Origin of the sequence: Mycobacterium sp. 1482292.6 (assembly GCF_001672995.1) — a bacterium.
Taxonomy (GTDB): domain Bacteria; phylum Actinomycetota; class Actinomycetes; order Mycobacteriales; family Mycobacteriaceae; genus Mycobacterium; species Mycobacterium europaeum_A.
The window spans coordinates 1-24,457 of record NZ_LZKV01000048.1 but is presented as its reverse complement, the minus strand read 5'-3'; the positions used below and the strand labels follow the sequence as shown (position 1 = coordinate 24,457).

Here is a 24,457-nt window from a genome sequence, read left to right as displayed (position 1 = left end):
CACTGACCGCACAAGTCGTCGGCCGGGTCCCGGTACGCTTAGCCGGTGGCGGTCTTCGGTCGGATGTCGGCGCGCCAGCGCCTCCGGAGAGCTACCCGGGAATCACTGGCGACGCCGGCTTTCAGCTCTCCTATCGACTGCACCCCGTGGGTGACAGGCGGGCTGTGGCCTGCCGAGTTGTCGACGGTGACGGCCGAAACGGCAACTCTCGCTGAACATCTCAAGGCCGACCTGCAACGAATTGCGCACGCCGCCAACGACGAACTGAAGTTACTCAAGCGGGCGGGCATGACCGACCCGTCGCGCCAGGCGGCCGAGGCGCGGGTCATCGAGGAGGCCCGGGCTCGCGCCGTGCGCCGAGTCGAATCGACGACCCGCTACCTGCATGCCGTGAAGAGCGGAGCCCGACCCCCCGCTCCTCCCCCACCGCGGCCGGAGCCGCCCCGCGCGGACCTGGACAAGACGCAGGTGCTGCCCACAATCCGTGAGGTCAGGGCCGTCCCCGAAGCGCCCGCGCCGGGTCGACTAGATCCGACACCACCAAGGCGTCGTCGTCGCCAGTCCGCGCCCGATCCGGTCGCCGAAAGTGCATCGCCGCAGGCGGCTCGGCGGGAACCCGCCGACGCGTCCCACCTCGACGACACACAAGTCATCCCGGTGATCAGGTCCGAGCCGGTTCTGCCAGCGCCACCGGGGTCTGCACCCGAGCCGCCTTCGGACGAGGCCGACTCCGGCCGCCATCACGCGGTGGTCGAGCCGCCCGCCGTTCGCGGCGAACCGGAGGGGGCCAGCGAGCCGGCCACTTCCGACGACGAGCCCGTCGGGACCACCGACGCAGCCCACCTCGAACAGACGCAGGTCATTCCGGTGATCACGCAGGCGGAGCCGGCGCCCGGGGCGCCGGTGCAGCGTGCACCCGAACGGGCACCCGAGCCGGCCGACTCCGGCCGCCACCACGCGATCGTCGACGAGCCGGTCACCGCCAGCGCGGAGCCCGAGGCGCCGCGGGAGGCCGCCGCCGAAGCCATCCCGGCAACCGCCGATGCCATCCCGGCAACCGCCGATGCCACCCCGGCCGAGGTCGAGCCCGAGACGGCCGCCTTCGGCGCGGCCCGGCCACACATCGAAAAGCCTTCACCACCAAAGGGATTCGACGACCAGCGGCTGAACCGGCTGCTCGAATTCGTGGTGCGGCAGGAGCCACGCCTGAATTGGGCGATCGGAGATCGCGCCGACGGCACGACGGTGTTGGTCACCGATCTCGCTCACGGATGGATACCCTCAGGCATCAGCCTTCCCGCCGGAGTTCGGCTGCTGGAACCCGAGCGCCGCAGCGGCAGGGTCGCCGCGCTGATCGGCGAAACGGTCCGCGTCGTCACTTACACTCCCGGTGATTCATTGCGCCGCTCGGTCGATTTCGCCGCCACCCGATCGTCGGGGGAGCCGCGGGCACTGCCCGTCATCGATGATCTGGCGAGCGTGCTGAGTGCGACTACGCGCGGGCGTGACGACCTGCCCAAGATCGTGCCCCGGTTGGCGGAAGCCGCTGCCGCGGGAACCGTCGTCGTCGACCAGGAGGTCGACGTGCTGCGGGTCCATCTCGATACCGCCCGCTACCAGCTCCTCGTTCAGTATCCGAACGTCAATCCCGCGCTTCTGCTCAAGTGCCTCCTGATGGCCGCCACCGAGGGCATTGCCAGCGGCGACTCGGTGTCGGCGAATTACCACCTCGCGTGGTACCAAAAGCTCGCCGCGTGACCGCCCGGCAGGTCGGCTGCACAGCTGTCCGCGTCTGAATTGACGCTGGTCGGAGGGCTCGACGATACTGTCAGGGTGGCGGGTTCGGGCAGTCGCGCGAATCTCAGCGAGAAGGATCTCGTCGAATCGGTTCTTCGGGAACTGAGCGAGGCGGCCGACAAGTGGGAAGCCCTTGTGGCGCAGGCCGAAGCCGTCACCTACAGCGTCGACCTGGGCGACGTCTATGCGGTCGCGAATTCCGACGGCCGGCTGCTCGAGCTGACTCTGCATCCCGGGGTGATGACCGGGTACGGCCACGGAGAGCTGGCCGAACGCCTGAACCTCGCGATCACCGCGCTGCGCGAGGAAGCCGAGGCGGAGAACCAGGCGAGTTACGGCGGTCCCCTGCACTGACGCGTTTCACGCGCTCATCGGCCAGTTCACGCGCTCATCGCCCGGCGCTTGGGTTGATGGGCGCCGGCTCTCTTCGCGCGTTTCACGCGCTCATCGCCCGGCGCCGGGAGGACCCGCGAAAGCCTGAGCTATTCGCAACCAGCGCTGAGCGTCGTCGCCCTCGGCGGTGATGTCGAGCGCGCTCAGCGGGCGTCGTTGGGTGACCAGGTAGCAGAAATCCTCAGCGGACCCGCGGACACTCTGCTCGGCATCGGGCGGCCCCCACGACCAGGTGTCGCCGCCGGGTCCGCGCAGCTCGACCAGGAACGGCTCGGGCGGCGGCGCCAAGTTGTTGACGGCGAAGGCGAAATCGCGAGTGCGGACCCCCAGGTGAGCGATCGACCGCAGGCGTTCAGTCGCCGGCCTCGTCACGCCCAGCGCGTCGGCGACATCGAGGCCGTGCGCCCAGGTCTCCATCAGCCGCGCAGTGGCCATCGATGCCGCACTCATCGGTGGGCCGAACCACGGAAGTTTGCGGCCCGCCTCGACCGTGAGCAGCGCCTCGTGCAGCCGTCCCCGGGTGACCCGCCAGTCGGCGAGCAGTTCGGCGGGCGTCAGGGCCGCCAGTTCTTCGGCGCCTTTGTCGACGAAGCCCGTCGGATCCGCGGCCGCGCCCGCCAACACCTCGGCGAAGCCGGGTTCGTCGGTGACCGCGATCAGCGCGACCCGATCCGTCCACAGCAGGTGGCCGACCTGATGCGCGATGGTCCAGCCGGGCGCTGGAGTCGGATCGGCCCAGCGTTCGGGCGGCAACGGCGCCACCAGCTCGTCGAGCTCGTCGCTTTCGGCACGCAGGTCGTCGACCATGGGCGCGGGACCGGTCATCGGAGCCGCAGACTGTCGGGTACGGCCGTCGGACAAAGCACGCCTGTACCTTAGCGATCGTTCGCTTGCTCGCCGCGGCGCCCGATGACACCGTGCACGGCCAGCCCGCCCAGGTACAGCACCGAGCCGAACAGCGCGAACGCGGGCGCGTGCCCGTCATCGGGAATCAAGATGCCGGCCACCGTGATCGAAACGATGAACGCGACCCAGAACAGCGCGTCCTGCACGGCGAACACGTGCCCGCGAAGGGCGTCGTCGACGTCTATCTGGATCGCGGTGTCGGCGCAGAGCTTGACCATCTGCCCGGTGACGCCGAGCAAGAAGCCGCACGCGACCATCACCGGAACCAATAGCTCGGCGCCGGCGACCTCGATGATCGCCGACGCCGCCAACGCGCCGTTGGCCGTCGCGTAGCGCCCCCACCGGCGTATCGCCGGCGGCGTCAGGACGTTGGCCAGAAAGGCGCCCAGCCCCGCGGCGCCGAAGAACAGTAAGGCCGTGCCGAATCCCCCGCCCTTGAGGTTTGGCATGTGATGGACCAGCAACAACACCAGCAGCGAGTTGATGCCGACGACCATCCGGTGGGCGGCCAGGCCGGACAGGGTGGCGGCGACCGTAGGGCGCTGTGCCACCGTGCGCGCACCGTGCAGCCAACCGGTGATCACCGCATAAATGACCGGCCCGTGGATCGCCCGCCAGGTGTCGTCGGGGCCCAGCACCCGGGCACCGAACCGCCACGACAGCAGCAGCGCGATCGACACCGGAACCGCGGTGATGAACACGATCGCCGACGCGCCCTTGTCGCTGGCGCCGAAGATGAAGCGGGGCACCAGCATGAAGTTCGCGCCGAAGAACGCCGCGATGGCCCCGCACGCGGTGGCGACCGAATTCATGGTCACCACCTGCTCGCGCGGCACCACATGCGGCAACGACGCCGACAGGCCCGACCCGACGAACCGGGCCAAACCGTTGGCGAACAGCGCACCCAGCAACAGCGGCAGGTCACCGGCGCGCACCGCCAGGATGGTGCCGATCGCGGCGATCAGGATCAGCCGGCCGATGTTGGCGCCGACCAGCACCAGCCGCCGGTCCCAACGGTCCATCAGCGCGCCGGCGAACGGGCCCAGCAGCGAATACGGCAGAAACAGAACCGTGAAGGCGCGGGCGATGGAAAGCGGATCCGCGGCCCGGTCCGGGTTGAACAGCAGCGCCCCGGCCAGCGCCGCCTGAAACAAGCCGTCGCCGAACTGGCTCGCCACGCGCACCTGCAACAGGCGCCAGAAATCGGGCAAACCGCGCACCGACCGCCAAATCTCGACGGGTGCGCTGGACTGCATCCGGGTGGGGATCACCGAAACCGACTTCCAGGATTGGGGTTGGCAAAGCTCGCGCGATCAGAGCGGTCCCAACCACAGTACAAATCTCCGGGGCCTACCCCCGCGATTGCCCTGGGCCACGATGCACCGGATGCGATGATGGTGTGGTGCCCCCGCAGGAGGATCCAGAGGACTACGTAGCACCCGCCGCGCAACGGGTGCGCGCGGGCACTTTGCTGCTCGCCAACACCGATCTTCTCGAGCCGACGTTTCGGCGCAGCGTGATCTACATCGTCGAGCACAACGACGGAGGCACGCTGGGTGTCGTGCTCAACCGCTCCAGCGAAACCGCGGTCTACAACGTGTTGCCGCAATGGACCAAGCTCTCGGCCAAGCCAAAGACGATGTTCATCGGCGGACCGGTGAAGCGCGACGCCGCGCTGTGCCTGGCGACGCTGCGCGTTGGCGCCGATCCCGGGGACGTGCCGGGCTTGCGGCACGTGGACGGCCGGGTGGTCATGGTTGATCTGGACGCCGACCCCGAGCTGATCGCGCCGCTGGTCGAAGGGGTGCGGATCTTCGCGGGCTACTCGGGCTGGACTATCGGTCAGCTCGAAGGCGAGATCGAACGCGACGACTGGATTGTGTTGTCCGCCTTGCCATCCGACGTACTGGTCGGACCGAGGTCCGACCTGTGGGGCCAGGTGTTGCGGCGCCAGCCGCTGCCGCTGTCGCTGCTGGCTACCCACCCCATCGACATCAGCCGCAACTAGGGCCGCTCCCCCGGTTTCCGTTCAGGGGCACGACTGCGTGCAGCCGACGCAGCTGCCGGCGCAGGCGGGCGCCGCCGCTTCCTGACGCAGCGCGAAGCGGGCGCTCTGCCACGAGCCCGCGGCCAGCGTTCCCAGCGCGCCCACCACGCACACGATGAGTACCACCAGTGCGGTGTCCGGGACGGCGGCCATGGCGACCGCGCCGCCGGCGGCCAACATCACCGCCGCCGCCAACTGGGTCGGCGCCATCGCGCGCAGCGCCAACGCAGTGGCACCGACGTTTTGGTTGTGCGCCAGCGACCAGGTGCCGAACCCCGCCGAGGCCACCGCCGCACACATGCACAGCACGCCCGCAATCAGCATGGGGTCACAATACGAGCCGGGTGACCGACCCGCGAATCCGGCTCGGCGAGGCGTCCTCAGTGCTGCAGGAACGAGAAGTTCGGCAGCGGGGGCAGGCCCGGCACCATGGCCAGCAGGCTGGGAGCGTGCTGCTGGGTCAACGTCGGCGTTTGCGCGGGCAGTCCGACGGGAGCCGCCGGCGCGGTCTGGGCGAGCGGTACCAGCGGCGCCGCGCCGGGCGCCGGAGCGACCGGAGCCACGGGAGCCGTAACCGGTGCCGGTGCGACCGGGGCCACGGGAGCCGCGACCGGCGCCGGAGCGACCGGGGCGGCGGCGGGCGCCTGAGCCGGCAACCCCACCGGCGACGCGGCGGGTGCCTGGGCCGGGGCCGGCGCGGTCGCGCCGGGTGCGCTCACCCGGAATCCGTTGACGATGGCGTCGGTGGCCGGTGCGTCGGCGACACTCACCGCGCGATCGGTGGTCACCGCCAGCGACACGAGGTAGTTGTCGTGCCCCGACGTGGCGATGACGTGGCGCCGCGACGTGTTGAGCGTGAGGTCACCGTCGCGGTACGTGCCCTCGACGATCGACGACGGGAAGCCGCCGAAGTCGGTCATCGCCGCGTTGGTGGGCTGCCACGCCGGAAGCTTCTGGCTGTCGACGTAACCGTGGGTGATGGCCTCCCTCGGATCGAAGGCGCCGACCAGTTTGTACACCACGACCTGCGCGTTCGAGGAATAGATACTGCTGCCCTGCCGGTCGGCGATCACCGCGAACGCATCGGGCACGTTGGGATCGGGCACCTGGGTCCAGCGGGCGGGCACCGGCAGGGTGATGTCGAGCGCCTTGAAGCCCTGCGGCTTCTGCGGCTCGAACTTCACGCCCTTGGACTGCAGGAATTCGCGGATCGTTCCCGATGTCGCGGGAGCCGGAGCCGGCGCCGCCGGTATGACGGCCGGGGCCGTCGTTCCGGGGGCCGTGGCGGTAGCCGGCGGGACGATCTGGTTGCCGGCGGGCGGGGCCGCGAGATATCTGCTCGGCGGCACCAGCTCGGGCCCGAGGTTCTGCGGTGCCGGCGCGGGAACCGCGGGGACGGGCGCAGGCGCTGGGGGCAACGGGTCTGCCGATGCCGTGCCGCCCGCAACAACCGCCAGGCCCATCAGGCCAGCGACCATACCGCCGAGGAGTGCCCGGTGGACGGGGACGATCTCAATCATCTGCGTCGGTCCTTCCAATGGCTGCCTACCAGAAGCCGTCGATAGGGGCTGACTGTAACTAGAGGTCAAAGGCGGTGAATAGGCTCGAAACACACCTGGGATGAACCTCTGACCGGCGCGCAACGGAACCGAGACCAACCTGTGGCCGGCGTACTCGCCGTGTCGCCCTTATACCCTGTTCAGGTGACCGACTCCCCGACCACCTCGCCGGCAAGCAACTCCGGCGCCGCCACGCCCGACTCCGACGCGCCGCCATATCGCTACACGGCAGCGCTGGCGGGTCGCATCGAGGGCGTGTGGCAGGAGAACTGGGCGAAGCTCGGCACCTTCAACGTGCCCAACCCGGTCGGTTCGCTGGCGCCGGAAGACGGATCCCCGGTGCCGGACGACAAATTGTTCGTGCAGGACATGTTCCCGTACCCGTCGGGGGAGGGCCTGCACGTCGGGCACCCCCTCGGTTACATCGCGACGGACGTGTACGCCCGCTATTTCCGGATGACCGGCCGTAACGTGTTGCATGCGTTGGGGTTCGACGCCTTCGGGCTGCCGGCAGAGCAGTACGCGGTGCAGACCGGCACCCATCCGCGCACCCGGACCGAAGCCAACGTCGTCAACTTCAAGCGCCAGCTGGGACGCCTGGGTCTCGCTCACGACAGCAGGCGCAGCTTCTCCACCACCGACGTCGAGTTCTACAAGTGGACCCAGTGGATCTTTTTGCAGATCTACAACGCCTGGTTCGACACCGCCGCCAACAAGGCCCGTCCCATCGCGGAGCTGGTCGCCGAGTTCGATTCCGGGGCCCGCCGCCTCGAGGACGGCCGGGACTGGGCCGCGCTCTCGACGGGGGAGCGGGCCGACGTGATCGACGGCCACCGGCTGGTCTACCGGGCCGACTCGATGGTGAACTGGTGCCCCGGTCTGGGCACCGTGCTGGCCAACGAAGAGGTCACCGCCGACGGCCGCAGCGACCGCGGCAACTTCCCGGTGTTCCGGAAACGGTTGCGGCAGTGGATGATGCGAATTACCGCCTACTCTGATCGGTTGCTCGACGACCTGGAAGTGCTGGACTGGCCGGAGCCGGTCAAGACCATGCAGCGCAACTGGATCGGCCGGTCCACCGGTGCCAAGGCGCTGTTCGCGGCGACCAAGGCCGATGGCGAGGCGGTCGACATCGAGGTGTTCACCACCCGGCCCGACACGTTGTTCGGCGCCACCTACTTGGTGCTGGCCCCCGAACACGACCTGGTCGACGAGTTGGTCGCCGCCGCCTGGCCGGACGGCACCGACCCGCGCTGGACGTATGGCGCTGACACGCCCGGTGCGGCCGTCGCCGCCTACCGGCAGGCGATCGGGTCGAAGTCAGACCTCGAACGCCAGGAGAGCAAGGCCAAGACCGGTGTCTTCCTGGGCAGTTACGCCGCCAATCCCACCAACGGCAAACCGGTGCCGATCTTCATCGCCGACTACGTGCTGGCCGGGTATGGCACCGGGGCCATCATGGCGGTCCCGGGCCACGACCAGCGCGACTGGGACTTCGCCCACGAGTTCGGCCTGCCCATCGTGGAAGTCATTGCGGGCGGCGATATTTCGGAGGCGGCCTACGCCGGTGACGGGGTGCTGGTCAACTCCGGCTACCTCGACGGTCTGGATGTGGCCGCGGCCAAGGAAAAGATCACCGCACGCCTGGAGGCCGAAGGCCGCGGCTGGGCACGCGTCGAATTCAAGCTGCGCGACTGGCTTTTCGCGCGCCAGCGGTACTGGGGCGAACCGTTCCCCATCGTCTACGACGCCGACGGGCGTGCGCACGCACTCGACGAGGCCGCACTGCCGGTCGAACTGCCCGACGTGCCGGATTACTCACCCGTGCTGTTCGATCCCGATGACGCCGACAGCGAGCCCTCACCGCCGCTGGCCAAGGCCACCGAATGGGTGCACGTCGAGCTGGATCTGGGCGACGGCCTGAAGCCCTACACCCGGGACACCAACGTGATGCCGCAGTGGGCCGGCAGCTCCTGGTACGAACTGCGCTACACCGATCCACACAACTCGGAGCGGTTCGCCGCCTTGGAAAACGAGGCCTACTGGATGGGTCCGCGCCCGGCCGAGCACGGGCCGCAGGATCCCGGTGGCGTCGACCTGTACGTCGGCGGCGCCGAACACGCGGTGCTGCACCTGCTGTATGCGCGGTTCTGGCATAAGGTCCTGTACGACCTGGGCCACGTGAGCTCTCGCGAGCCCTATCGCCGGCTGGTCAACCAGGGTTACATCCAGGCCTTCGCCTACACCGACGCGCGAGGGTCGTACGTGCCGGCCGAAGAGGTGGTCGAGCGGGACGGCCGTTTCGTCTATCCGGGGCCCGGGGGAGAGGTCGAAGTCTTCCAAGAGTTCGGCAAAATCGGTAAGAGCCTGAAGAATTCGATCTCACCCGACGAGATCTGCGACGACTACGGCGCCGACACCCTGCGGGTCTACGAGATGTCGATGGGCCCGCTGGAGGCGTCCCGGCCCTGGGCCACCAAGGACGTCGTCGGAGCCCACCGGTTCCTGCAGCGCGTGTGGCGTCTGGTCGTCGACGAGCAGACCGGTGACACCCGCGTGGTAGACGGGCCCGCCCAGGAGTTGGCGACCGGGACGCTGCGAGTGCTGCATCGGACCATCGCCGGCGTCGCGGAAGACTATGCGGCACTGCGGAATAACACCGCTGCGGCCAAACTGATCGAATACACCAACCATCTCACCAAGGAGCACCGCGACGCGGTGCCACGCGCGGCGGTCGAGCCGCTGGTGTTGATGTTGGCGCCCTTGGCCCCGCATATGGCCGAGGAGCTGTGGCTGCGCCTGGGTCACGAGACCCCGCTGGCGCACGGTCCGTTCCCGATCGCCGATCCCGCTTTTCTGGTCGACGACACCGTGGAGTACCCGGTCCAGGTCAACGGCAAGGTCCGCGGCCGAGTCATGGTGGCCGCCGATGCCGATCAGGACACGCTGAAGGCCGCCGCGCTCGCCGATGAAAAGGTCCAGGCGTTCCTGGCGGGCGCCACCCCGCGCAAGGTGATCGTGGTCGCCGGCCGGCTGGTCAACCTGGTCGTCTAGCGCCGACTAGCGCCCGGTGGGTCGCAGCATCAGTTCGTGGACGTGGCCGTCGGGCGGGGTGTTCACCGCATGGACGACGGCGGCCGCGACCGTTTCGGGTTTCAAGAAGTTGGCCGGGTCGTAGCTGCCGCCCTCGAACTCGACGAGTTCGCGCTGCATATCGCTGTCGGTCCGGCCCGGATAGATCGTCGTCACCCGCAACTCCGGTTCGTCGCTGCGCAGCGAATCCGCGAAGGCGCGCAGCGCGAACTTGCTGGCCGAATAGGATGCCATGCCCCGCGAGGCGGTGCGCCCGGCGCCGGAGTTGATGAACACCACCTGGCCGCGCGCCCGTCGCAGCGCCGGCAGCAGCGCGAGCGTAAGTTCTACCGGCCCAAAGACGTTCACGGCGAAGGTGGCACGCCACTCGTCGATATGCGAGTCCGAAACGCTGCCGGGTATGGCCAATCCGGCGTTGTGCACCAGCACGTCGAGTTCGTCCACGATTTCGCAGGCGGCTTCGATGTCGCCGGAGTCGGTGAGGTCCAGCGGAAAGGTGGTGGCGCCGAGCCGCTCGGCGACCCCGTCGAGCCGATCGGAGGGTCGGCCGGCCAGCAGCAGGGTGTGGGTGGGGGCCAGCGCCGCGGCGATGGCCGAACCGATACCGCCGCCGGCGCCGGTGATGAGTGCATTGGGCATGCCCGGCAGTTTACCGACAGCCGCGATCGCAGGCGAAAACCATTGAGAGGACGGGTTTTTCAGGCTTCCTTGCGCGCGGGCGGCACGCCGGCGGGCCCGGATGTCGGATCGCCGGAGGCCAGCCGTTCCAGCGGCGCCAGCGCCTGCATCAGGGTGTTGAGGTCGGAGGTCGGGAGCTGGCTCAGCATCGCGGCCAGGCTGGCGCGCCGATTGGCCAGCGACTCACCGTGAACGGCCCGCCCCCGTGGCGTGATGTCCACGAGCACCGCTCGCAGGTCGGACGGGTCGCGGGAACGCTTGACCAGCCCGATCTTTTCCAGGCGTCGGATCGCCACGGTCGTGGTGGGGGTTCGCACCCGTTCGTGTGCGGCGAGATCGGTCATTCGAATCGGGCCCTGGTCGAGCAGGGTCACCAGGATCGACAATTGCGCCAGGGTCAGCTCCCCGGCGGCCGCGCCGCTGGGGTCGCCGCGGCGGAGAATCGCAAATAATTTGGACAGCGCCCGGTGCAAACCTTCGGCGAGCTCGGCTACCTCGGCCGGGTTCGTTTCGCTGTCTGCCATAAATCGGGAGTCTATCCCGATATGAGGTGCTTACGAGGGAGCTATTGCCCACCAGTTAGTGGGATCAAAGCACTTGGGACAAAAACCGCTGCAGCCGTTGGGTCTCGGCCGCTTCGAATATCTGCTCGGGCGGTCCAGATTCCACAACCTTGCCGTGATCCATAAACACCACGGCGTCGGACGCCGACCGCGCGAAACCCATTTCGTGGGTTACCACAACCATTGTCATGCCATCGGCGCCGAGGTCGGCAATGAGTTGCAGTATTCCTTTGACCATTTCCGGATCCAGCGCCGAGGTCGCCTCGTCGAAAAACATCACCTGGGGAGCCATCGCCAACGCGCGCGCGATCGCCACCCGCTGTTGTTGGCCGCCGGACAGCATGCTGGGGCGTGCAGCGGCCTTGTGCTTCAGGCCAACTCGGTCCAGTTGTGCCATCGCCAGATCGCGCGCCTCGTCGGCGGGCAGGCGGCGCAACTTCCGCGGCGCCATCGCCACGTTGTCCAGCACGCTGCGGTGCGGGAACAGGTTGAAATGCTGGAACACCATGCCGATCCGCTGGCGGAGCTCGTTGGGATCGTCGCGCAGCACCGACCTGCCGTCCAGCAGAATGTCGCCGCTGTCCGGCTCATACAGGCGGTTGAGCGTGCGCAGCAGTGTCGACTTGCCCGAGCCGGATGGCCCGATGATCGCCACGGTGCTGCCGGCGGGTGCCTCGATGTCGACGCCGCGCAGCACCTTGCTCCCGCCCAGAGTTTGGTGAACGTCGTTGGCCGCCAGCGACACTGACGCACGCCCGTGGATGCCGGAGGTCACGTGATCTCCTGGCCGAACGTCGTCACGAGCATGTCGGCATCGTCTGCTGGCGCGGCGGCCCGTCGTCCGCGGCGAAGGCGGTTGTCGATGTAGTTGACCAAATGCGTTAGCGGAATGGTCAATAGCAGGTAGAAGAGGCCGGCGGCCACCAACGGTGACAGGCTGCCGGTTTGGGCGTTGAGATCCCGTCCCACCTGGAACAGCTCTCGCTGATCGGCGATCAGGCCGAGGAAGTACACCAGCGCGGAGGCCTTCAGCAACCCGATGGCCTGATTGACCAGGGCGGGCAGGACGCGCCGGATTCCCTGCGGTACCACCACCAGCCGCATCGCGGTGACGTAGCTGAAGCCAAGGGCCCGGGACGCTTCCAGTTGTCCCGGGTCGACGCTTTGGATCCCGGAGCGCAGGATCTCGCCGATGTAGGCGGCGGCCATCAGTCCCAGTGCGGCGATGCCGAGCGGGTACGGGTTTTTGTTGGTCAGGCCGCTGACCAATGGGCCGATGCCCATCCCGATGAGCAGGATGATCACCACTTCGGGCAGGCCGCGGAAGATGTCGGTGTACACCCGCGCCGGCCAGCGCAGCCAGCGCCGGTGTGAGATTCCGGCCATCGCGAGCACCATGCCGAACACCAGACCGATCGCGAGGGCGCTGTTGGTCAGGATCAAGGTGTTGGGCAACCCGGTGGTGAACAACATCGGGATCGCTTGCCGGTACATGTCCCAGTCGAAGAACGAATCACCCAGCTGGGCCAGTGGTGATTTCGGGGCGGGCGGCCCCGCCGATGAGCGGTGTCGTTTGGCGATCGCGGCGAAGTCCGGCAACTGGGGGAGGGGTGCGGCTTTGGAGCCGGGTTTCCAGCCGGGCGGCAGCGACCGCGGCACCCACTGGCTGTACAGGTGCGCCCAGGTGCCGTCGGCGATGACGGCGTCCAGCCCGGAATTGAGCGCGTCGATCAACGGCTTGTTGCCCTGAGCGACCGCGTAAGCCACGAAATTGCCTGGGCTGTAGGTGTTTGCGGTGACAACCGCCGGATCGCCCGGGCGAATGACGGTCGCCGCGAGGGTTCCCGGCGCCACCCACGCATCGATCTGGCGGCTCTTGAGGCTCGCGTACAAGGTGGCGAAGCCGGGGTACTTCACCGGTTGCAGGTGCAGGACGTCGACGACGTACGACTCCTCGACGGTGCCCTGCACGACGCCGATGCGTTGGCCGGCCGCGAGGTCGCTGAATTTATGGATGGCGGACCCGGGCGGCACCACCAGCGAATAGAAGCCGAAGTCGTAGCCGTTGGTGAACGAAACCGTGCGCCGCCGGGCGTCGGTGGCTTTCACCGCTGCCGAACCGACGTCGAAGCGCCGCGACGCCACCTGGGCCAGCAGCGCGGAGAAGTCGGTGCTGACGAAGCGGACCTGCAGACCCAGCTTGTCGGCGATGGCGCGCAGCAGTTGGTTGTCGAAGCCGCTGAACTCGCCGGTGGGGTTGATGCAGATGTTGGGTGGGGCGTCCGACAGCGTGCCGACCGTCAGTACTCCCGGCACCCCGAGGCCCAAGGCGCCGGCGTCGACCGCGCCGAGTGGCTCGACCGACGCCGTCGTGTCGCGGTCGTCCTCACCGGTGGTCGGGTTGTCGGTCACGTCCTTGGGCAGGGCCCGGGCGCTCTCCACCCCGGCCGGCGCGCATTGATTCCAGTCCGCGGCAGCGGGCGGCATCGGTCCGGCCAGCGCGAGCCCGCAAACCATGAGAATTGTCGCGGCCAGGGCGAAGGCCCTTCCGCGGCGCTTGGTGTGCCGGCCCACGCGCAAACTCATCAGTGTCACCGTAACGATTGAACGGCGACGCGGCCCGGTCAGCGTCGGTTCTACAGCGCCAGCGACGCTTCGCCGCAGATCGTGTCGGCGTCGGCGATTACCTGCAGTGGCCCGGCGACGACCCGGCTGACATCGTCGGGTGGTGTGAAGACCCGCCGCCGGTACAGTTCGGCGAGCATGGTCTGGGCCATCAGGTAGGAACGGTCGACGCACGCCGCCCGCGCGGCTTCGGGGTCACGCCGGTGTATTGCCGAGGTCTCATCCTCGTAGAACGGCAGCATCTCGTCGCGCCCGCCCTGATAGGTGGTCCAAAAGAGGCGGGGGATGAGGTTCTGTGAGGCGCGGATGGTGGCGTGCAGACGCGGTCCGGCGTACTCGTCGTTGACGGTGCGCCGATACTCGGCCGCGATGTCGGTGAAGGCGCGCGAATCCTTGGCGGTGCGCAGCGAGCGCATGAGCGAATCCAGCTGTCCGATGATCCGCGGCGTGGGATTGGTGGCCGCGCGTGCGGACGCAATCCCATTGAGCAGCCCGTCGAGCTCGTGATGCTCGAGGACGGTGGCTTCATCGAACCTCTCGACGAAGGCGCCTCGGTGGTAACGCGTGGACACAATGCCGTCGTGTTCGAGTTGGACCAACGCCTCTTGAATGGGCACCCGGCTCACTCCGAGGCCCAGTGCAATTTCGTTGCGGTCGACGCGGTCCCCGCTGCGCAGCTTTCCGGTCAACAACAGGTGGAGAATGTGCGAAACAACCAGGTCCTTTTCTTTGACCCCGTATTTCTTCGGCATCGTTTTGTTGCGTCTCTTTCCCACCGGGTTTGACCATCTGGCGGTGAGAGTTTCTCATGAATTGCCGCGCGTGTTTCGGCGTTTGGCCAATGAACCTGGGGCGAACGCGGCGCGGCCGGTTTAACGACTATTGCGCCACTTGCATAGCGCTTCGGCGGCGGTCAGGTCGTAGTCCGGGCCGTTGACGCCCACGGTCAGCAGCGTGACCCCCAGCGCGGTGAGGCCTTCGGCGTTGGCGATCAACCCGTCGAGGCCCTCGCCGCGACGAACTCCGCTGTTGTCCTCGACGCCGGCCGACCTCTCGATGGTGGACGGGTCGCGCCCGACGGCCGCGCAATGCTCTTCCAGCACGGCGGCCGCCGCCGGGTAGGTGTCGACGGTGGTGAAGCCGTGCCAGATGTCGCCGTACTCCGCGACCATCCGCAGGGTCTTCCGCGGGCCCTTACCGCCGATGAGGATCGGGATGTCGCGGGTGGGAGCCGGGTTCAGTTTGGTCAGCCGACTTTGGATCCGGGGCAGTGCGGTCGCCAGGTCGTCCAGGCGGCTGCCCGCGGTGCCGAATTCGTAGCCGTACTCGTCGTAGTCCCTTTGTTTCCAACCCGAACCGATACCCAGGATGAGCCGGCCGTCGGAAATGTGGTCGACGGTGCGGGCCATATCGGCCAGCAGCTCCGGATTCCGATAGGAGTTGCAGGTCACCAGCGCGCCGATCTGAATGCGCGAGGTCTGCTCGGCCCAGGCGCCGAGCATCGTCCAGCATTCGAAGTGTGCGCCGTCGGGGTCGCCGTAGAGCGGAAAGAAGTGGTCCCAGTTGAAGGCGATGTCGACGCCGATGTCCTCGCAGCGGCGCACCGCGTCGCGGATCTGGCCGTACTGGGGAGCGTGTTGCGGCTGTAGCTGGACACCGATGCGGATTCCGAACTCAGAGGTCATGGGACCACCGTAGGCTCAGCGCGCGTCGAGCACCCCACGCAGGATGTCGATCAGCGCGCGCGGCTGGTCACTCTGCACGGAGTGGCCCGAATTCTCCACGACGTGCGTCGAGCGGAAATGCCTTGCGCGACGGGCAAGTTCGGCCGCGTCCTCGTCGCTGACGAATCCCGATGAGCCACCGCGCACCAACGTCACGGGCGCGGACAAGGCGTCGACATCGTCCCACAGCCCGGCGAAATCGGGGAAGGTGCGGATGGCGTCGTAGCGCCACGTCCAGTTGCCGTTGTCCAGCTTGCGCGAGTTGTGAAAGACGCCGCGGCGCAGCGCCTTCACCTCGCGGTGCGGCGCGGCGGCGACCGTCAAGTCGAGCATGGCCTGGAAGCTGGGGAACTCGCGTTCCCCGTGCATCAGCGCCACGGTGCCCTGCTGCTCCTTGGTCATCTCGGAATGCCGTTGCAGCGCCGACGGAGTGACGTCGATCAGCACAAGCTCATCGACCAGCTCGGGCGCCACCGCGCCCACCCGGATCGCCGTCAGCCCGCCCAGCGACATGCCGACGACGAGGTCGGCGGAGGCCGCATGCTCGCGCAGGATCGGCAGCAGGGCGTCGGCGTTGCGCTGCGGGGAGTAGTCGCCGTCCTCGCGCCAGGCGGAGTGGCCGTGGCCGGGCAGGTCGACCGCCAGCGCGGGCTCGCCGAGGCCGACGATGATGGTGTCCCAGGTGTGCGCGTTCTGCCCACCGCCGTGCAGAAACACGATCCGCGGGGCGGTGCTGCCCCAGCGCAGCGCGCTGATCCTGGCTTCGCCCGTGCCGGACTCGACCCGCTCGCCGTCGGGCAGCGGGCCGGAGACCCCGGCCTGCTCGGCGTTTTCGGACAGCAGCGAGAATTCGGAAAGCCCGGCCAGTTCGTCTTCGGAGATCTCGGTCACGATCTTTGACCCTAGACCCGGCGTCTAGGGGCGGGCCGCCACCACCGGGCTAGAGGACGTAACGGCGGCGAATGCCGTGGAAGCGTTCCCACATCGCGGCGGCGCGCTGCGATGCGCCCACCATGGCGGTGTCCACGGGCAGGGCGCCGAGCAGGTCGGCGTGCTTGACCACCCGGGTGTCCAGCACGGCGGGCTCGCCCTCGAGCATGTGCCGGTAGGTCAGGTTGCCGCGCTCGAAGCCCTGGGTGTCCAGCCAGTTGTGCACGCCGGGATCACGGTGAGCCATAACCAGCCGGATCCGGCCGTCGTGGTCGATCTTGGTGCGGCTCGGCGTATAGCTCACCGGCCGGTATAGGTAATCCATGCTGTTGAAGAAGACGCCCATGTTGGTGAACATCCACAGCCCGTCGTGCGCAGCGAATTCGACGATCAGCGCCTCGTCGGGCGCCAGCTCCCAATACATGTTGGCGGCGGCGCGCCCGCGCTTGCTGTCGGCGTCGGTCGCTCCGACACGCGGGAAGGCGTTCGGGTGCTCGGCATCGACACCCCCGTATTTGAACGGGAACTCGGGCCAATCGGACATCAGGCCGGTGACGAAATCACCGGCCCAGCTCATCGCCTCGACCATGTCGGCGGGCGTGGGCAACGGCTTAGCGGAGTCCATGTCGACGCGTTCGATGCGAAGCTGCGCCGGCGACTCATCCCAGCGGTCAAAACCCTGCCGGATGAATAACTTTCGTGACTCCGGCGTGGTCGGCAGCCAGTTCGGCCCGCGCTGCGGGCCGCCGATGTACAGCTCGAATCGCCCGTCGCCGCCGACGTCGAGTTGATGGCCGAGCAGGTTGGCCTGTGGGGTGTCGCCGAACGGTTCGTGCAAGACGCCCGGGCCGGGTGTGCGCCGCCCTTGGACGGTGACGTTGAAAAACCGCGAGGTGCCGCGGGTGCCGGTCAGCCGATAGGTCGACTGCCCGTCGATCCAGGCTTGTTGATAGGTGAAGTCGGCGCAGTCGCCGCCGAGCTTGCGGGTCGGGCCGCAGAAGGTGTGCAGCACCGGGTAACCGGTGTCGCGGGTTTCGAGGGCCAGATCGAAGGCCTGGCCGAGGTTCTGCGTGAGGAACCGGTAGGCGTCAACGCGCTGCAGCGCGGCGGCGGGGTTGGCGTCTTTGAAGACCTGTTCGCCCGCGCGTTGCAGCCGGGCGCAGAAATCGGTCCACGCCGATTGCAGCGCCGCGTCGTCGGAGCCGTCGCCGAAACCCATTGTCACGCACCCAATCTCTGCAGCATCGCCCCGATGACGTCGCACGCTCGTCGCGCGGACTGCAGGCGGCCCTGCGCTTCGATGCGGGGACCGATCAGTTCCAGGTCGAATCCATGTGCATAGCCGCCGGCCAGCGCCTGGGCGACGAACGCTTCGATTGGAATCGCGCCGTCGCCCGGCACCGCGCGACCCGGCAGCGCGCGGTCGCCCAGCACGTAGTCGCTGAGCTGGATGAGCTCGGTTCGTGGCAATGCCCGCTGCACCATTGCCTCGAAATCGCCCTCCGCCCAGCAGTGGAACAGCTCGATGCAGACGCCGAGCCCGCTCATCTCGGCCAGGGCGACGGTATCGCGCAGGGTGTGGGCGAGATGAATGTCGGCGTAGAGGCTCGACGCGTTCTCGATCGCCAGCGCCACGCCCGCCTGCTTCGCGTGCTCCACGCAGGGTGCGATCATGGCGCAGAAGCGATCGGCGGCGTGCTGCCAGGCCAGTGCGCCCCGACCCCCGGTCAACATGTAGATCACGCGCGCCCCTACCGCGGCCGCGGCGTCGATCACCGTCAGCAGCGCGTCGCGCGCCACCTCTGCGCGGGTGTCCAGCCGGCCATCACCGAAGATGTGGCAGACCGCCTCAACCGTATAGTCGTTGCGCTGCAGAAGCTTTGGAAGTTGCGGATCAAGGACCTGGCTGTCCAGGATGCTCAGCCGCGACACTCCCAGCGCCGCCCAGTGGGCCTCCAGCGTGGTCAGCGGCTCACCGTAGAAGGTGACGCTGTGCACCGACAGCCGTTTGTGCGTCGCCGCCATGTCAGCCGCGGTTCTCGATCTGGACGCCGAATCGCTCACGGAAGGGCCGGAATTCGGCGTGCAGCGCATCGAGGTCTTCGCCGATGTCGGTCAGCAGTTGCGTGGAGTAGCGGAATTTGCCGTATCGGTCGCCGCGGTTGTGGGCCAGGTAGTCGCGCATGGCGGATTCGGCTTCGGGTGTGACCCGACGTCCGGCGAATGCGTAGTAGCGCTGCACCGTCGCAATCTGATCGGCAATGAAATCGGTGTACCGGACGTGCAGGATGCGCGGGTCGTCGACCCAGGGGTTGCTCATCGTGTTGGCGACGCTGGCGCGGGTCAGCTCCAGGTGCATCTTGGCCAAGGCGTGCAGGTCGACGGGACCGACCATGCCCTCGGCGATGTCGGCCATCATCATGGTGCGCGATGCGGCGACCTGAACCGGGTCGCGGTGCAGCCAGACCAGGGTGGCGTCGGGGTAGGTGTCGAACATCTCCTTGAGGCGGAATCCGTGGAAACCCTTCAGCACCCAGTACTTTCGCGGGCGGGCGTACTGCAGTTGTTGCAGCATGGCCTTGTGTAACCGGTATTGTGCGGCCGGGTCGGTGGCCAGTCCGCCGACCAGCGACTGCATGGGCACCCGCCACCACGCGGTGGGGGTCATCACCCGAAAGTCGAACGCCCAGGTTCGTTCGTCTTCGGGCAGCCCGTCGCCCAGCATGTCGTTGTAAGGGTGACTGTGCAGCCATTTCGGCATCTTGGCGTTGATCTCACGCCAGTCGGCGTCGGCCCGCGCCCGGCGGTCGTCATCGGGCGCGGCTAGGCCCGGCGGCGGTGACGGGTACATCACCTCCCAGAAGCGCAGTGCGCGGGCGTTCGGGTCAACCGACATCAGGGCGTGCATAAGCGTTGTCCCCGAGCGTGGTTCGCCGGTGACGAACATCGGCGACTCGATCACTTCGGCGCCGATCGGGTAGCGGTTGCGGTCCTCGATGAGCTCCAGGCGCGACGTCAGCAGCCAGCGACACACCTGCGCGGCCTCGAAACGGCCGTCGGCATCCATGCCCAGGCCGTTGAGGTGGTCGACGGCCACGGCGAAGCGTTCCGGCAGGGTGGGGTCGCCGTAGTCGCGCAACCCGGTTTCGGCCTCGGCGGCGGCGAGCATCTCCGCGGCGTCCAGACGTGCTGTCACGACGGGCCTCCGCAGAGGCGCACCAGCTCATCCTCGGCCGCAAGGACATTCGCGGCCGAAGCCTGTGCGTATTTCAACCCGGCCATGGCGCCGTAGTCGAGTATTTTCGGCACGCGCAGGCCCGCGTCCACGTAGGTCTTGACGATCTTGGCGACCTCTTTCGGTGTGCCATGCGGCACGACGGCCAGCACCATCTCGGGCCGCGCGTTGTCCAGAAATTCCAGGATCCGCTCCCGGGTGAGTACGGCCGGGTCGATGTCTTGGAATCCCCGCCAGCCCTCGCCCATGGGGTGTTCGAAGCCGAAGTCGTGCAACGTTTTTGCCGAGACCTGTAGCAGGAAGGCCTTGACCAGGGGAGCCTGCAGGATCTCGGCGAGGGCCTCGTCGTCCGCACCGATCAGGCAGACCTGGATGAAGCAGGGCGTGATCGCCAGGGGGTCGCGGCCGGCGCGTTCGGCGGAGCTTCGCACCGCGGCGAGCATCTGGGCGTAGTGGTCGGGAGTCCAGGCACCCGCCGGCCACCAGCCATCGGCGTACCGGCCCGCGATGTCGAGCATCCGCGGGCCGCTGGCGCCGATCCAGATCGGCGGTACCCGGCCCCCATAGGGTTCGGTGTCCAATCGGGCATGGTGGAGCTGGTAGAACTGGCCGTCGAAGTCGACCGGCCCGTCACTGCGCCACAGCAGCTGGATCACCGCCAGCGCTTCCTCGAACCGGCTGACCGAACGCGAGAAGTCGAAGCCGTAGGGCAGCGTGTTCTCGCTCTCGCCGCTGCCCAACCCGAGGATGAAGCGCCCCTTGGCCAGGTGATCGATGGTCAGCGCGGTTTGGGCGAGCAGCGCGGGATGGCGGCGCACGGTATCGACGACCGCGCTGACCAGGGGGACCCGTTCGGTCAGCACGGCCGCCGCGGCCGCCACCGCGAGTCCGTCCAGGTGGCGGTGCGGTGACGGGGAAGCCGTGGCCAGGTCGGTGAACTCGGGCGTCCAGATCGAGTCGGGCCAGAAGCTGACCATGTGATCGGGCAGCCAGATGGAGTGATACCGGCCGCTGTCGAGTTCCGCGAGCCGGGACAGGTCGAGGGGAAGCGTCGTGCGGAGGAAAGCCGCGGGTTGAACGGTCATCGAGACATGATGCTAAGCACCTGCACAGCATCGTGTCGATGATTTGGTCCCAACGGCCGCGAGCGTAACGCTGTGGCGGATTCTCGAGGTGAAAATCGCCGTGGCGTTACGCTCGCGACACGGTGGTGCGTGGAGGGGCTCAGCCCTCGATGATGAATTCTTCGAGCTGGGCGCGCGCGATGTCGTCGGGCAGCTGCTGCGGCGGGCTCTTCATCAGGTACGCCGACGCCGGGATCACCGGGCCGCCGATGCCGCGGTCCTTGGCGATCTTGGCGGCACGCACCGCATCGATGATGACGCCCGCAGAGTTCGGCGAGTCCCAGACCTCGAGCTTGTACTCGAGGTTCAGCGGCACGTCGCCGAAGGCGCGGCCCTCCAGCCGCACGTAGGCCCACTTGCGGTCGTCGAGCCAGCCGACGTGATCGGAGGGGCCGATGTGCACGTCCTTGGTCTTGAACTCGCGCTGCAGGTTGGAGGTCACGGCCTGCGTCTTGGAGATCTTCTTGGACTCCAGCCGCTCGCGTTCGAGCATGTTGAGAAAGTCCATGTTGCCGCCGACGTTGAGCTGCATGGTGCGGTCCAGCTGCACGCCGCGGTCTTCGAACAGCTTGGCCATCACGCGGTGGGTGATGGTCGCGCCGACCTGGCTCTTGATGTCGTCACCGACGATGGGCACGCCGGCGTCGGCGAACTTCTTGGCCCACACCGGGTCCGAGGCGATGAACACCGGCAGCGCGTTGACGAACGCCACGCCCGCGTCGATGGCGCACTGGGCGTAGAACTTGTCGGCCTCTTCGGAGCCGACCGGCAGGTAGGAGACCAAAACGTCGACGTTGGCCTCGCGCAGCGCCTGGACCACATCGACCGCCTCGACGTCGGACACCTCGATGGTGTCGGCGTAGTACTTGCCGATGCCGTCCAGCGTCGGGCCGCGCTGCACCGTCACATTGAGGGGCGGCACGTCGGCGATCTTGATGGTGTTGTTCTCCGACGCGAAGATCGCCTCGGACAGGTCGAAGCCGACCTTCTTGGCGTCCACGTCGAACGCGGCGACGAACTTCACGTCGCGGACGTGGTACTGGCCGAACTTCACGTGCATCAAGCCGGGCACGGTGCTGTTCGGGTCGGCGTCGTAGTAGTACTGCACGCCCTGAACCAGCGAAGACGCGCAGTTACCGACGCCGACAATGGCGACTCGTACCTCCGACTGCGCTTCTGCCGCCTTCGGCGGTTGGTTCTCACTCATAAGGGCGTTCTCCTAACCTCTGACCTCTGACTGGGATGCTGGGTTCGTGCAGGGGGTTACGTTTGCTCGGAGAGGCCGGGCATCGCCCGCTCCGCAGCGATGAGCTCGTTGAGCCATTTGACTTCGCGCTCACTGGACTCGAGCCCCAATTGATGAAGCTGACGGGTGTAGCGGTCGAACGAGCTACTGGCCCGCGCAACTGCTTCGCGCAGACCTTCCCGCCGTTCCTCGACCTGACGGCGGCGGCCTTCCAGAATGCGCATGCGCGCCTCTGCCGGAGTCCGGTTGAAGAACGCCAGGTGTACCCCGAAGCCGTCGTCGGTGTAGTTGTGGGGACCGGTGTCGGCCACCAGCTCACCGAAGCGCCGGCGGCCTTCGTCGGTCAGCTGGTAGACGCGCCGGGCCCGCCGGACCGGCGTCCCGGCCGGGGCGGCGTCCTCGGCGATCAACCCGTCGGCCTGCATGCGGCGCAGGGCCGGGTAGAGCGAACCGTACGAAAACGCCCGGAACGCGCCGAGTAGACCGGTCAGCCGTTTGCGCAACTCGTAGCCGTGCATGGGCGATTCGATCAGGAGACCGAGGATGGCAAGCTCCAGCAATCGAATCACCTCCCTGAGAGTTTTGCGTGGCTGGTTACGACGGTCCGACGCCTCGCGCAATCGTATCGTCTCGATATATTAGCCACAACACCACCGGCTGTTGGTTTGCAGTTCGTCACGGTGCAGGGGTGTGAAATGTGCGCCGGGGGGACCGGTCTTTACGTCGGCAGGCTCATCTGCTTGACGGTGCCGTCGCCGGTGAAGGAGATGTAGCCGCCGCCGTAATCGCTGGAGACATACAGCGACAGCGTGAGGGCCCCCGGCGTGGTCGGGTCGGTTGCCGGCTCGACGATCAAGTACGTGGTCTTCACGTCGGAGGGCTTCATGCGCAGCGTCTGCGGGGCGCCGCGCATGATGCCGACGGTCTTCGTGACGTCGAACTTGCTCAGGTCGACCGGGACGGGGCCGTCCGAAGAACTCTTGGCCGAGCTGGTCGGATCGCCCCAGCCGCCGCGGTAGGTATAGGCCAGCACCCGGCGGTCGTCCGAAGGGTCCGGCCGGTCCAGCGACGCGTAGGTCGGGTAGATCACCAACCGGTAGCCCATGGTGTCGCCGAATCGTTTGCGCATCTGTTCGAGCAGTCCGGTGAGCCCGCCGACCGAGTGCAGCTGGGTGGGCGGCGTCAACACCACGGCGCTGACTCCGTCGGGCTTGGCTCCCGGGTCGGCGGTGAAGTCCAGCGGCGAGCGGGTGTTGCCGTACAGGCCCCACCCGATCCCCATGCCCAACAGCACGGACACGACGAATGCGGCGGCCAGCACTCCCCACCCGCCGACTTGGGGCACCTTGTGGCGCGAGTCAAGCGCCGGCAACTGCCGACCGGAGTTGGTTTGCAGGTCGCTCACCAGGGCACGCAAGTCGCCCAACGTCACCGCCTTGGTGGCCGCGCTGACCCTCTCCCGGTGCTCCTCGGCGGAGAGCTCACCGTCGGCCAGCGCGTCATCGAGGACCGTGCAGGTGTCTTGGCGATCGGTGTCCTTGGCGCGGGTAGTCGTGGTCACCCCGCCGGCCAGCGGTGCCCCGAGCCATTTCGCCACGGGGATGATCGTAGAAGTCCGGCGTCGGTTTGGCGCAGAAATCACCGTCGAGTGCCCGGGCCCGACCGCCACGGTTTCGGTTGCGTATCACTGCTCGGGATGGCGACGTACTCTGGTGGGCGTGCGACTGCAGCGACAAGTGGTGGATTACGCGCTCCGGCGGCGCTCACTGCTGGCCCAGGTGTACTCGGGCCGGACGGGTGTCTCCGAGGTCTGCGACGCGAACCCGTATCTGCTGCGCGCCGCCAAGTTTCACGGGAAACCGAGCCAGGTCATGTGCCCGATCTGCCGCAAGGAGCAGCTGACGCTGGTGTCGTGGGTGTTCGGCGAACACCTGGGTGCGGTGTCGGGTTCGGCGCGCACGGCCGAGGAATTGGTGATGCTGGCAACCCGGTTCGAGGAATTCGCGGTCCACGTGGTGGAGGTGTGCCGGACCTGCAGCTGGAACCATCTCGTCAAGTCCTACGTGCTCGGCGCTGCGCGCACGGCACCTCCGCCCAGGGGTACCGGCCGCACGCCGACGGCGCGCAACAACGCCCGCACGGCCATTGAATAACGAAGGACGCCACAGCCAGTCCTCCGGTGACCAACGTGGGCCATCGACTGAGCATGTAGGCAATCAGAGTTCTGACAAGCGTCCGGGCCCCAGCCGTCCGGACGCCCCTCGGGATCGTGAGCGTCGGGAGGGGCCGCCGACGATCAGCCGCCGTCGGCAGGCTCCGCCGGACGATCGACTCACCACGATCCTGCCGCCCGTGCAAGACGACCGGGCGCCCCGGCGCTCCGATCCGATAGACGAAGTCAAAGCCGCACTGGCCGGCCCGCCGTCCACGCCCTTGCGCCGCGACGCGCTCGACGAGGTCAAGGCGGCGACGGACATCCGGATCGCGATCTCGCACTACATCGTGCGCAGTGACGATGCGGATCAGTTCTTGGCGCA

Annotated in this window: 22 protein-coding genes and 2 pseudogenes; 6 read left to right on the top strand and 18 right to left on the bottom strand. The window is 67.8% G+C overall.

The features are described 5' to 3' along the window. The first annotated feature begins 45 nt into the window (after nt 1-45). Nucleotides 46-1,758 (top strand): DUF5632 domain-containing protein, encoded by a 1,713-nt coding sequence (locus A5624_RS03770; RefSeq protein ID WP_066861734.1) that lies wholly within the window; start codon nt 46-48, stop codon nt 1,756-1,758. Nucleotides 1,759-1,833: 75 nt separating this feature from the next. Next, nucleotides 1,834-2,151, top strand: coding sequence for a DUF2710 family protein (locus tag A5624_RS03765; RefSeq protein ID WP_066861731.1), 318 nt, complete (start codon nt 1,834-1,836; stop codon nt 2,149-2,151). A gap of 90 nt (nt 2,152-2,241) precedes the next feature. Here the strand turns inward: A5624_RS03765 and A5624_RS03760 are convergent, their stop codons facing one another. Continuing rightward, nucleotides 2,242-3,015, bottom strand: a complete 774-nt coding sequence (locus A5624_RS03760) for a TIGR03084 family metal-binding protein (RefSeq protein WP_066861726.1) — start codon at nt 3,013-3,015, stop codon at nt 2,242-2,244. Nucleotides 3,016-3,065: 50 nt separating this feature from the next. Next, nucleotides 3,066-4,398: pseudogene (locus A5624_RS03755) on the bottom strand (MFS transporter). 97 nt (nt 4,399-4,495) lie between these two features. Between A5624_RS03755 and A5624_RS03750 the strand changes: the two are divergent. Beyond that, on the top strand, nt 4,496-5,104 hold the full coding sequence (locus A5624_RS03750; RefSeq protein ID WP_156748789.1) for a YqgE/AlgH family protein: 609 nt from the start codon (nt 4,496-4,498) through the stop codon (nt 5,102-5,104). Nucleotides 5,105-5,125: 21 nt separating this feature from the next. On the opposite strand, the gene A5624_RS03745 is transcribed toward A5624_RS03750, so the two are convergent. Both A5624_RS03745 and A5624_RS03740 read right to left on the bottom strand, forming a co-directional pair. Continuing rightward, on the bottom strand, nt 5,126-5,467 hold the full coding sequence (locus tag A5624_RS03745) for a hypothetical protein (RefSeq protein ID WP_066861720.1): 342 nt from the start codon (nt 5,465-5,467) through the stop codon (nt 5,126-5,128). A gap of 56 nt (nt 5,468-5,523) precedes the next feature. Continuing rightward, entirely contained in the window at nt 5,524-6,663 is a 1,140-nt protein-coding gene (locus tag A5624_RS03740; protein ID WP_066861966.1) for an LpqN/LpqT family lipoprotein, read from the bottom strand. A 183-nt stretch (nt 6,664-6,846) separates the two neighbouring features. On the opposite strand from A5624_RS03740, the gene leuS reads away from it, so the two are divergent. Next, complete coding sequence (gene leuS, locus A5624_RS03735) at nt 6,847-9,756, top strand: leucine--tRNA ligase (RefSeq protein ID WP_066861717.1); 2,910 nt, start codon at nt 6,847-6,849, stop codon at nt 9,754-9,756. Nucleotides 9,757-9,762: 6 nt separating this feature from the next. Here leuS and A5624_RS03730 read toward each other — a convergent pair whose 3' ends face one another. The 14 genes from A5624_RS03730 to A5624_RS03665 form a co-directional block, all read right to left on the bottom strand. Further along, a complete protein-coding gene (locus A5624_RS03730) occupies nt 9,763-10,434 on the bottom strand; it encodes an SDR family oxidoreductase (RefSeq protein ID WP_066861714.1) in 672 nt (223 codons plus the stop codon). 59 nt (nt 10,435-10,493) lie between these two features. Continuing rightward, nucleotides 10,494-10,997: a MarR family winged helix-turn-helix transcriptional regulator gene (locus A5624_RS03725; protein WP_066861711.1), complete on the bottom strand. Its 504-nt coding sequence runs from the start codon at nt 10,995-10,997 to the stop codon at nt 10,494-10,496. Between the two features lie 64 nt (nt 10,998-11,061). Then, the gene (locus A5624_RS03720; protein ID WP_066861708.1) at nt 11,062-11,811 is read right to left on the bottom strand and encodes an amino acid ABC transporter ATP-binding protein; all 750 of its coding nucleotides are present in this window, start codon (nt 11,809-11,811) and stop codon (nt 11,062-11,064) included. Next, the gene (locus A5624_RS03715) at nt 11,808-13,622 is read right to left on the bottom strand and encodes an ABC transporter substrate-binding protein/permease (protein WP_066861705.1); all 1,815 of its coding nucleotides are present in this window, start codon (nt 13,620-13,622) and stop codon (nt 11,808-11,810) included. The genes A5624_RS03720 and A5624_RS03715 overlap by 4 nt, the downstream gene beginning before the upstream one ends. A gap of 50 nt (nt 13,623-13,672) precedes the next feature. After that, nucleotides 13,673-14,413, bottom strand: coding sequence for a GntR family transcriptional regulator (locus A5624_RS03710; RefSeq protein WP_066861701.1), 741 nt, complete (start codon nt 14,411-14,413; stop codon nt 13,673-13,675). Nucleotides 14,414-14,533: 120 nt separating this feature from the next. Then, entirely contained in the window at nt 14,534-15,346 is an 813-nt protein-coding gene (locus A5624_RS03705; protein WP_066861697.1) for an LLM class F420-dependent oxidoreductase, read from the bottom strand. 15 nt (nt 15,347-15,361) lie between these two features. After that, a complete protein-coding gene (locus tag A5624_RS03700) occupies nt 15,362-16,276 on the bottom strand; it encodes an alpha/beta fold hydrolase (protein ID WP_066861694.1) in 915 nt (304 codons plus the stop codon). Between the two features lie 49 nt (nt 16,277-16,325). After that, nucleotides 16,326-17,534: a DUF1214 domain-containing protein gene (locus A5624_RS03695; protein WP_066861691.1), complete on the bottom strand. Its 1,209-nt coding sequence runs from the start codon at nt 17,532-17,534 to the stop codon at nt 16,326-16,328. 2 nt (nt 17,535-17,536) lie between these two features. After that, a complete protein-coding gene (locus tag A5624_RS03690; RefSeq protein ID WP_066861687.1) occupies nt 17,537-18,340 on the bottom strand; it encodes a sugar phosphate isomerase/epimerase in 804 nt (267 codons plus the stop codon). A 1-nt stretch (nt 18,341) separates the two neighbouring features. Beyond that, nucleotides 18,342-19,511, bottom strand: a complete 1,170-nt coding sequence (locus tag A5624_RS03685) for a sulfotransferase (protein ID WP_066861684.1) — start codon at nt 19,509-19,511, stop codon at nt 18,342-18,344. Beyond that, the gene (locus A5624_RS03680; protein WP_066861681.1) at nt 19,508-20,635 is read right to left on the bottom strand and encodes an LLM class flavin-dependent oxidoreductase; all 1,128 of its coding nucleotides are present in this window, start codon (nt 20,633-20,635) and stop codon (nt 19,508-19,510) included. The genes A5624_RS03685 and A5624_RS03680 overlap by 4 nt, the downstream gene beginning before the upstream one ends. A gap of 139 nt (nt 20,636-20,774) precedes the next feature. Next, nucleotides 20,775-21,881 (bottom strand): inositol-3-phosphate synthase, encoded by a 1,107-nt coding sequence (locus tag A5624_RS03675; RefSeq protein WP_066861679.1) that lies wholly within the window; start codon nt 21,879-21,881, stop codon nt 20,775-20,777. Between the two features lie 56 nt (nt 21,882-21,937). Beyond that, nucleotides 21,938-22,480, bottom strand: coding sequence for a PadR family transcriptional regulator (locus A5624_RS03670; protein ID WP_066861963.1), 543 nt, complete (start codon nt 22,478-22,480; stop codon nt 21,938-21,940). Nucleotides 22,481-22,638: 158 nt separating this feature from the next. Next, nucleotides 22,639-23,517 (bottom strand): DUF1707 domain-containing protein, encoded by an 879-nt coding sequence (locus A5624_RS03665; RefSeq protein WP_066861674.1) that lies wholly within the window; start codon nt 23,515-23,517, stop codon nt 22,639-22,641. Between the two features lie 121 nt (nt 23,518-23,638). Here A5624_RS03665 and A5624_RS03660 point away from each other — a divergent pair, with 121 nt between their 5' ends. Then, entirely contained in the window at nt 23,639-24,073 is a 435-nt protein-coding gene (locus A5624_RS03660) for a DUF5318 family protein (protein WP_066861961.1), read from the top strand. Beyond that, nucleotides 24,066-24,457 (top strand): annotated as a pseudogene (locus A5624_RS29410) (hypothetical protein); the annotation flags it as partial. The gene A5624_RS03660 and the pseudogene A5624_RS29410, both read left to right, overlap by 8 nt.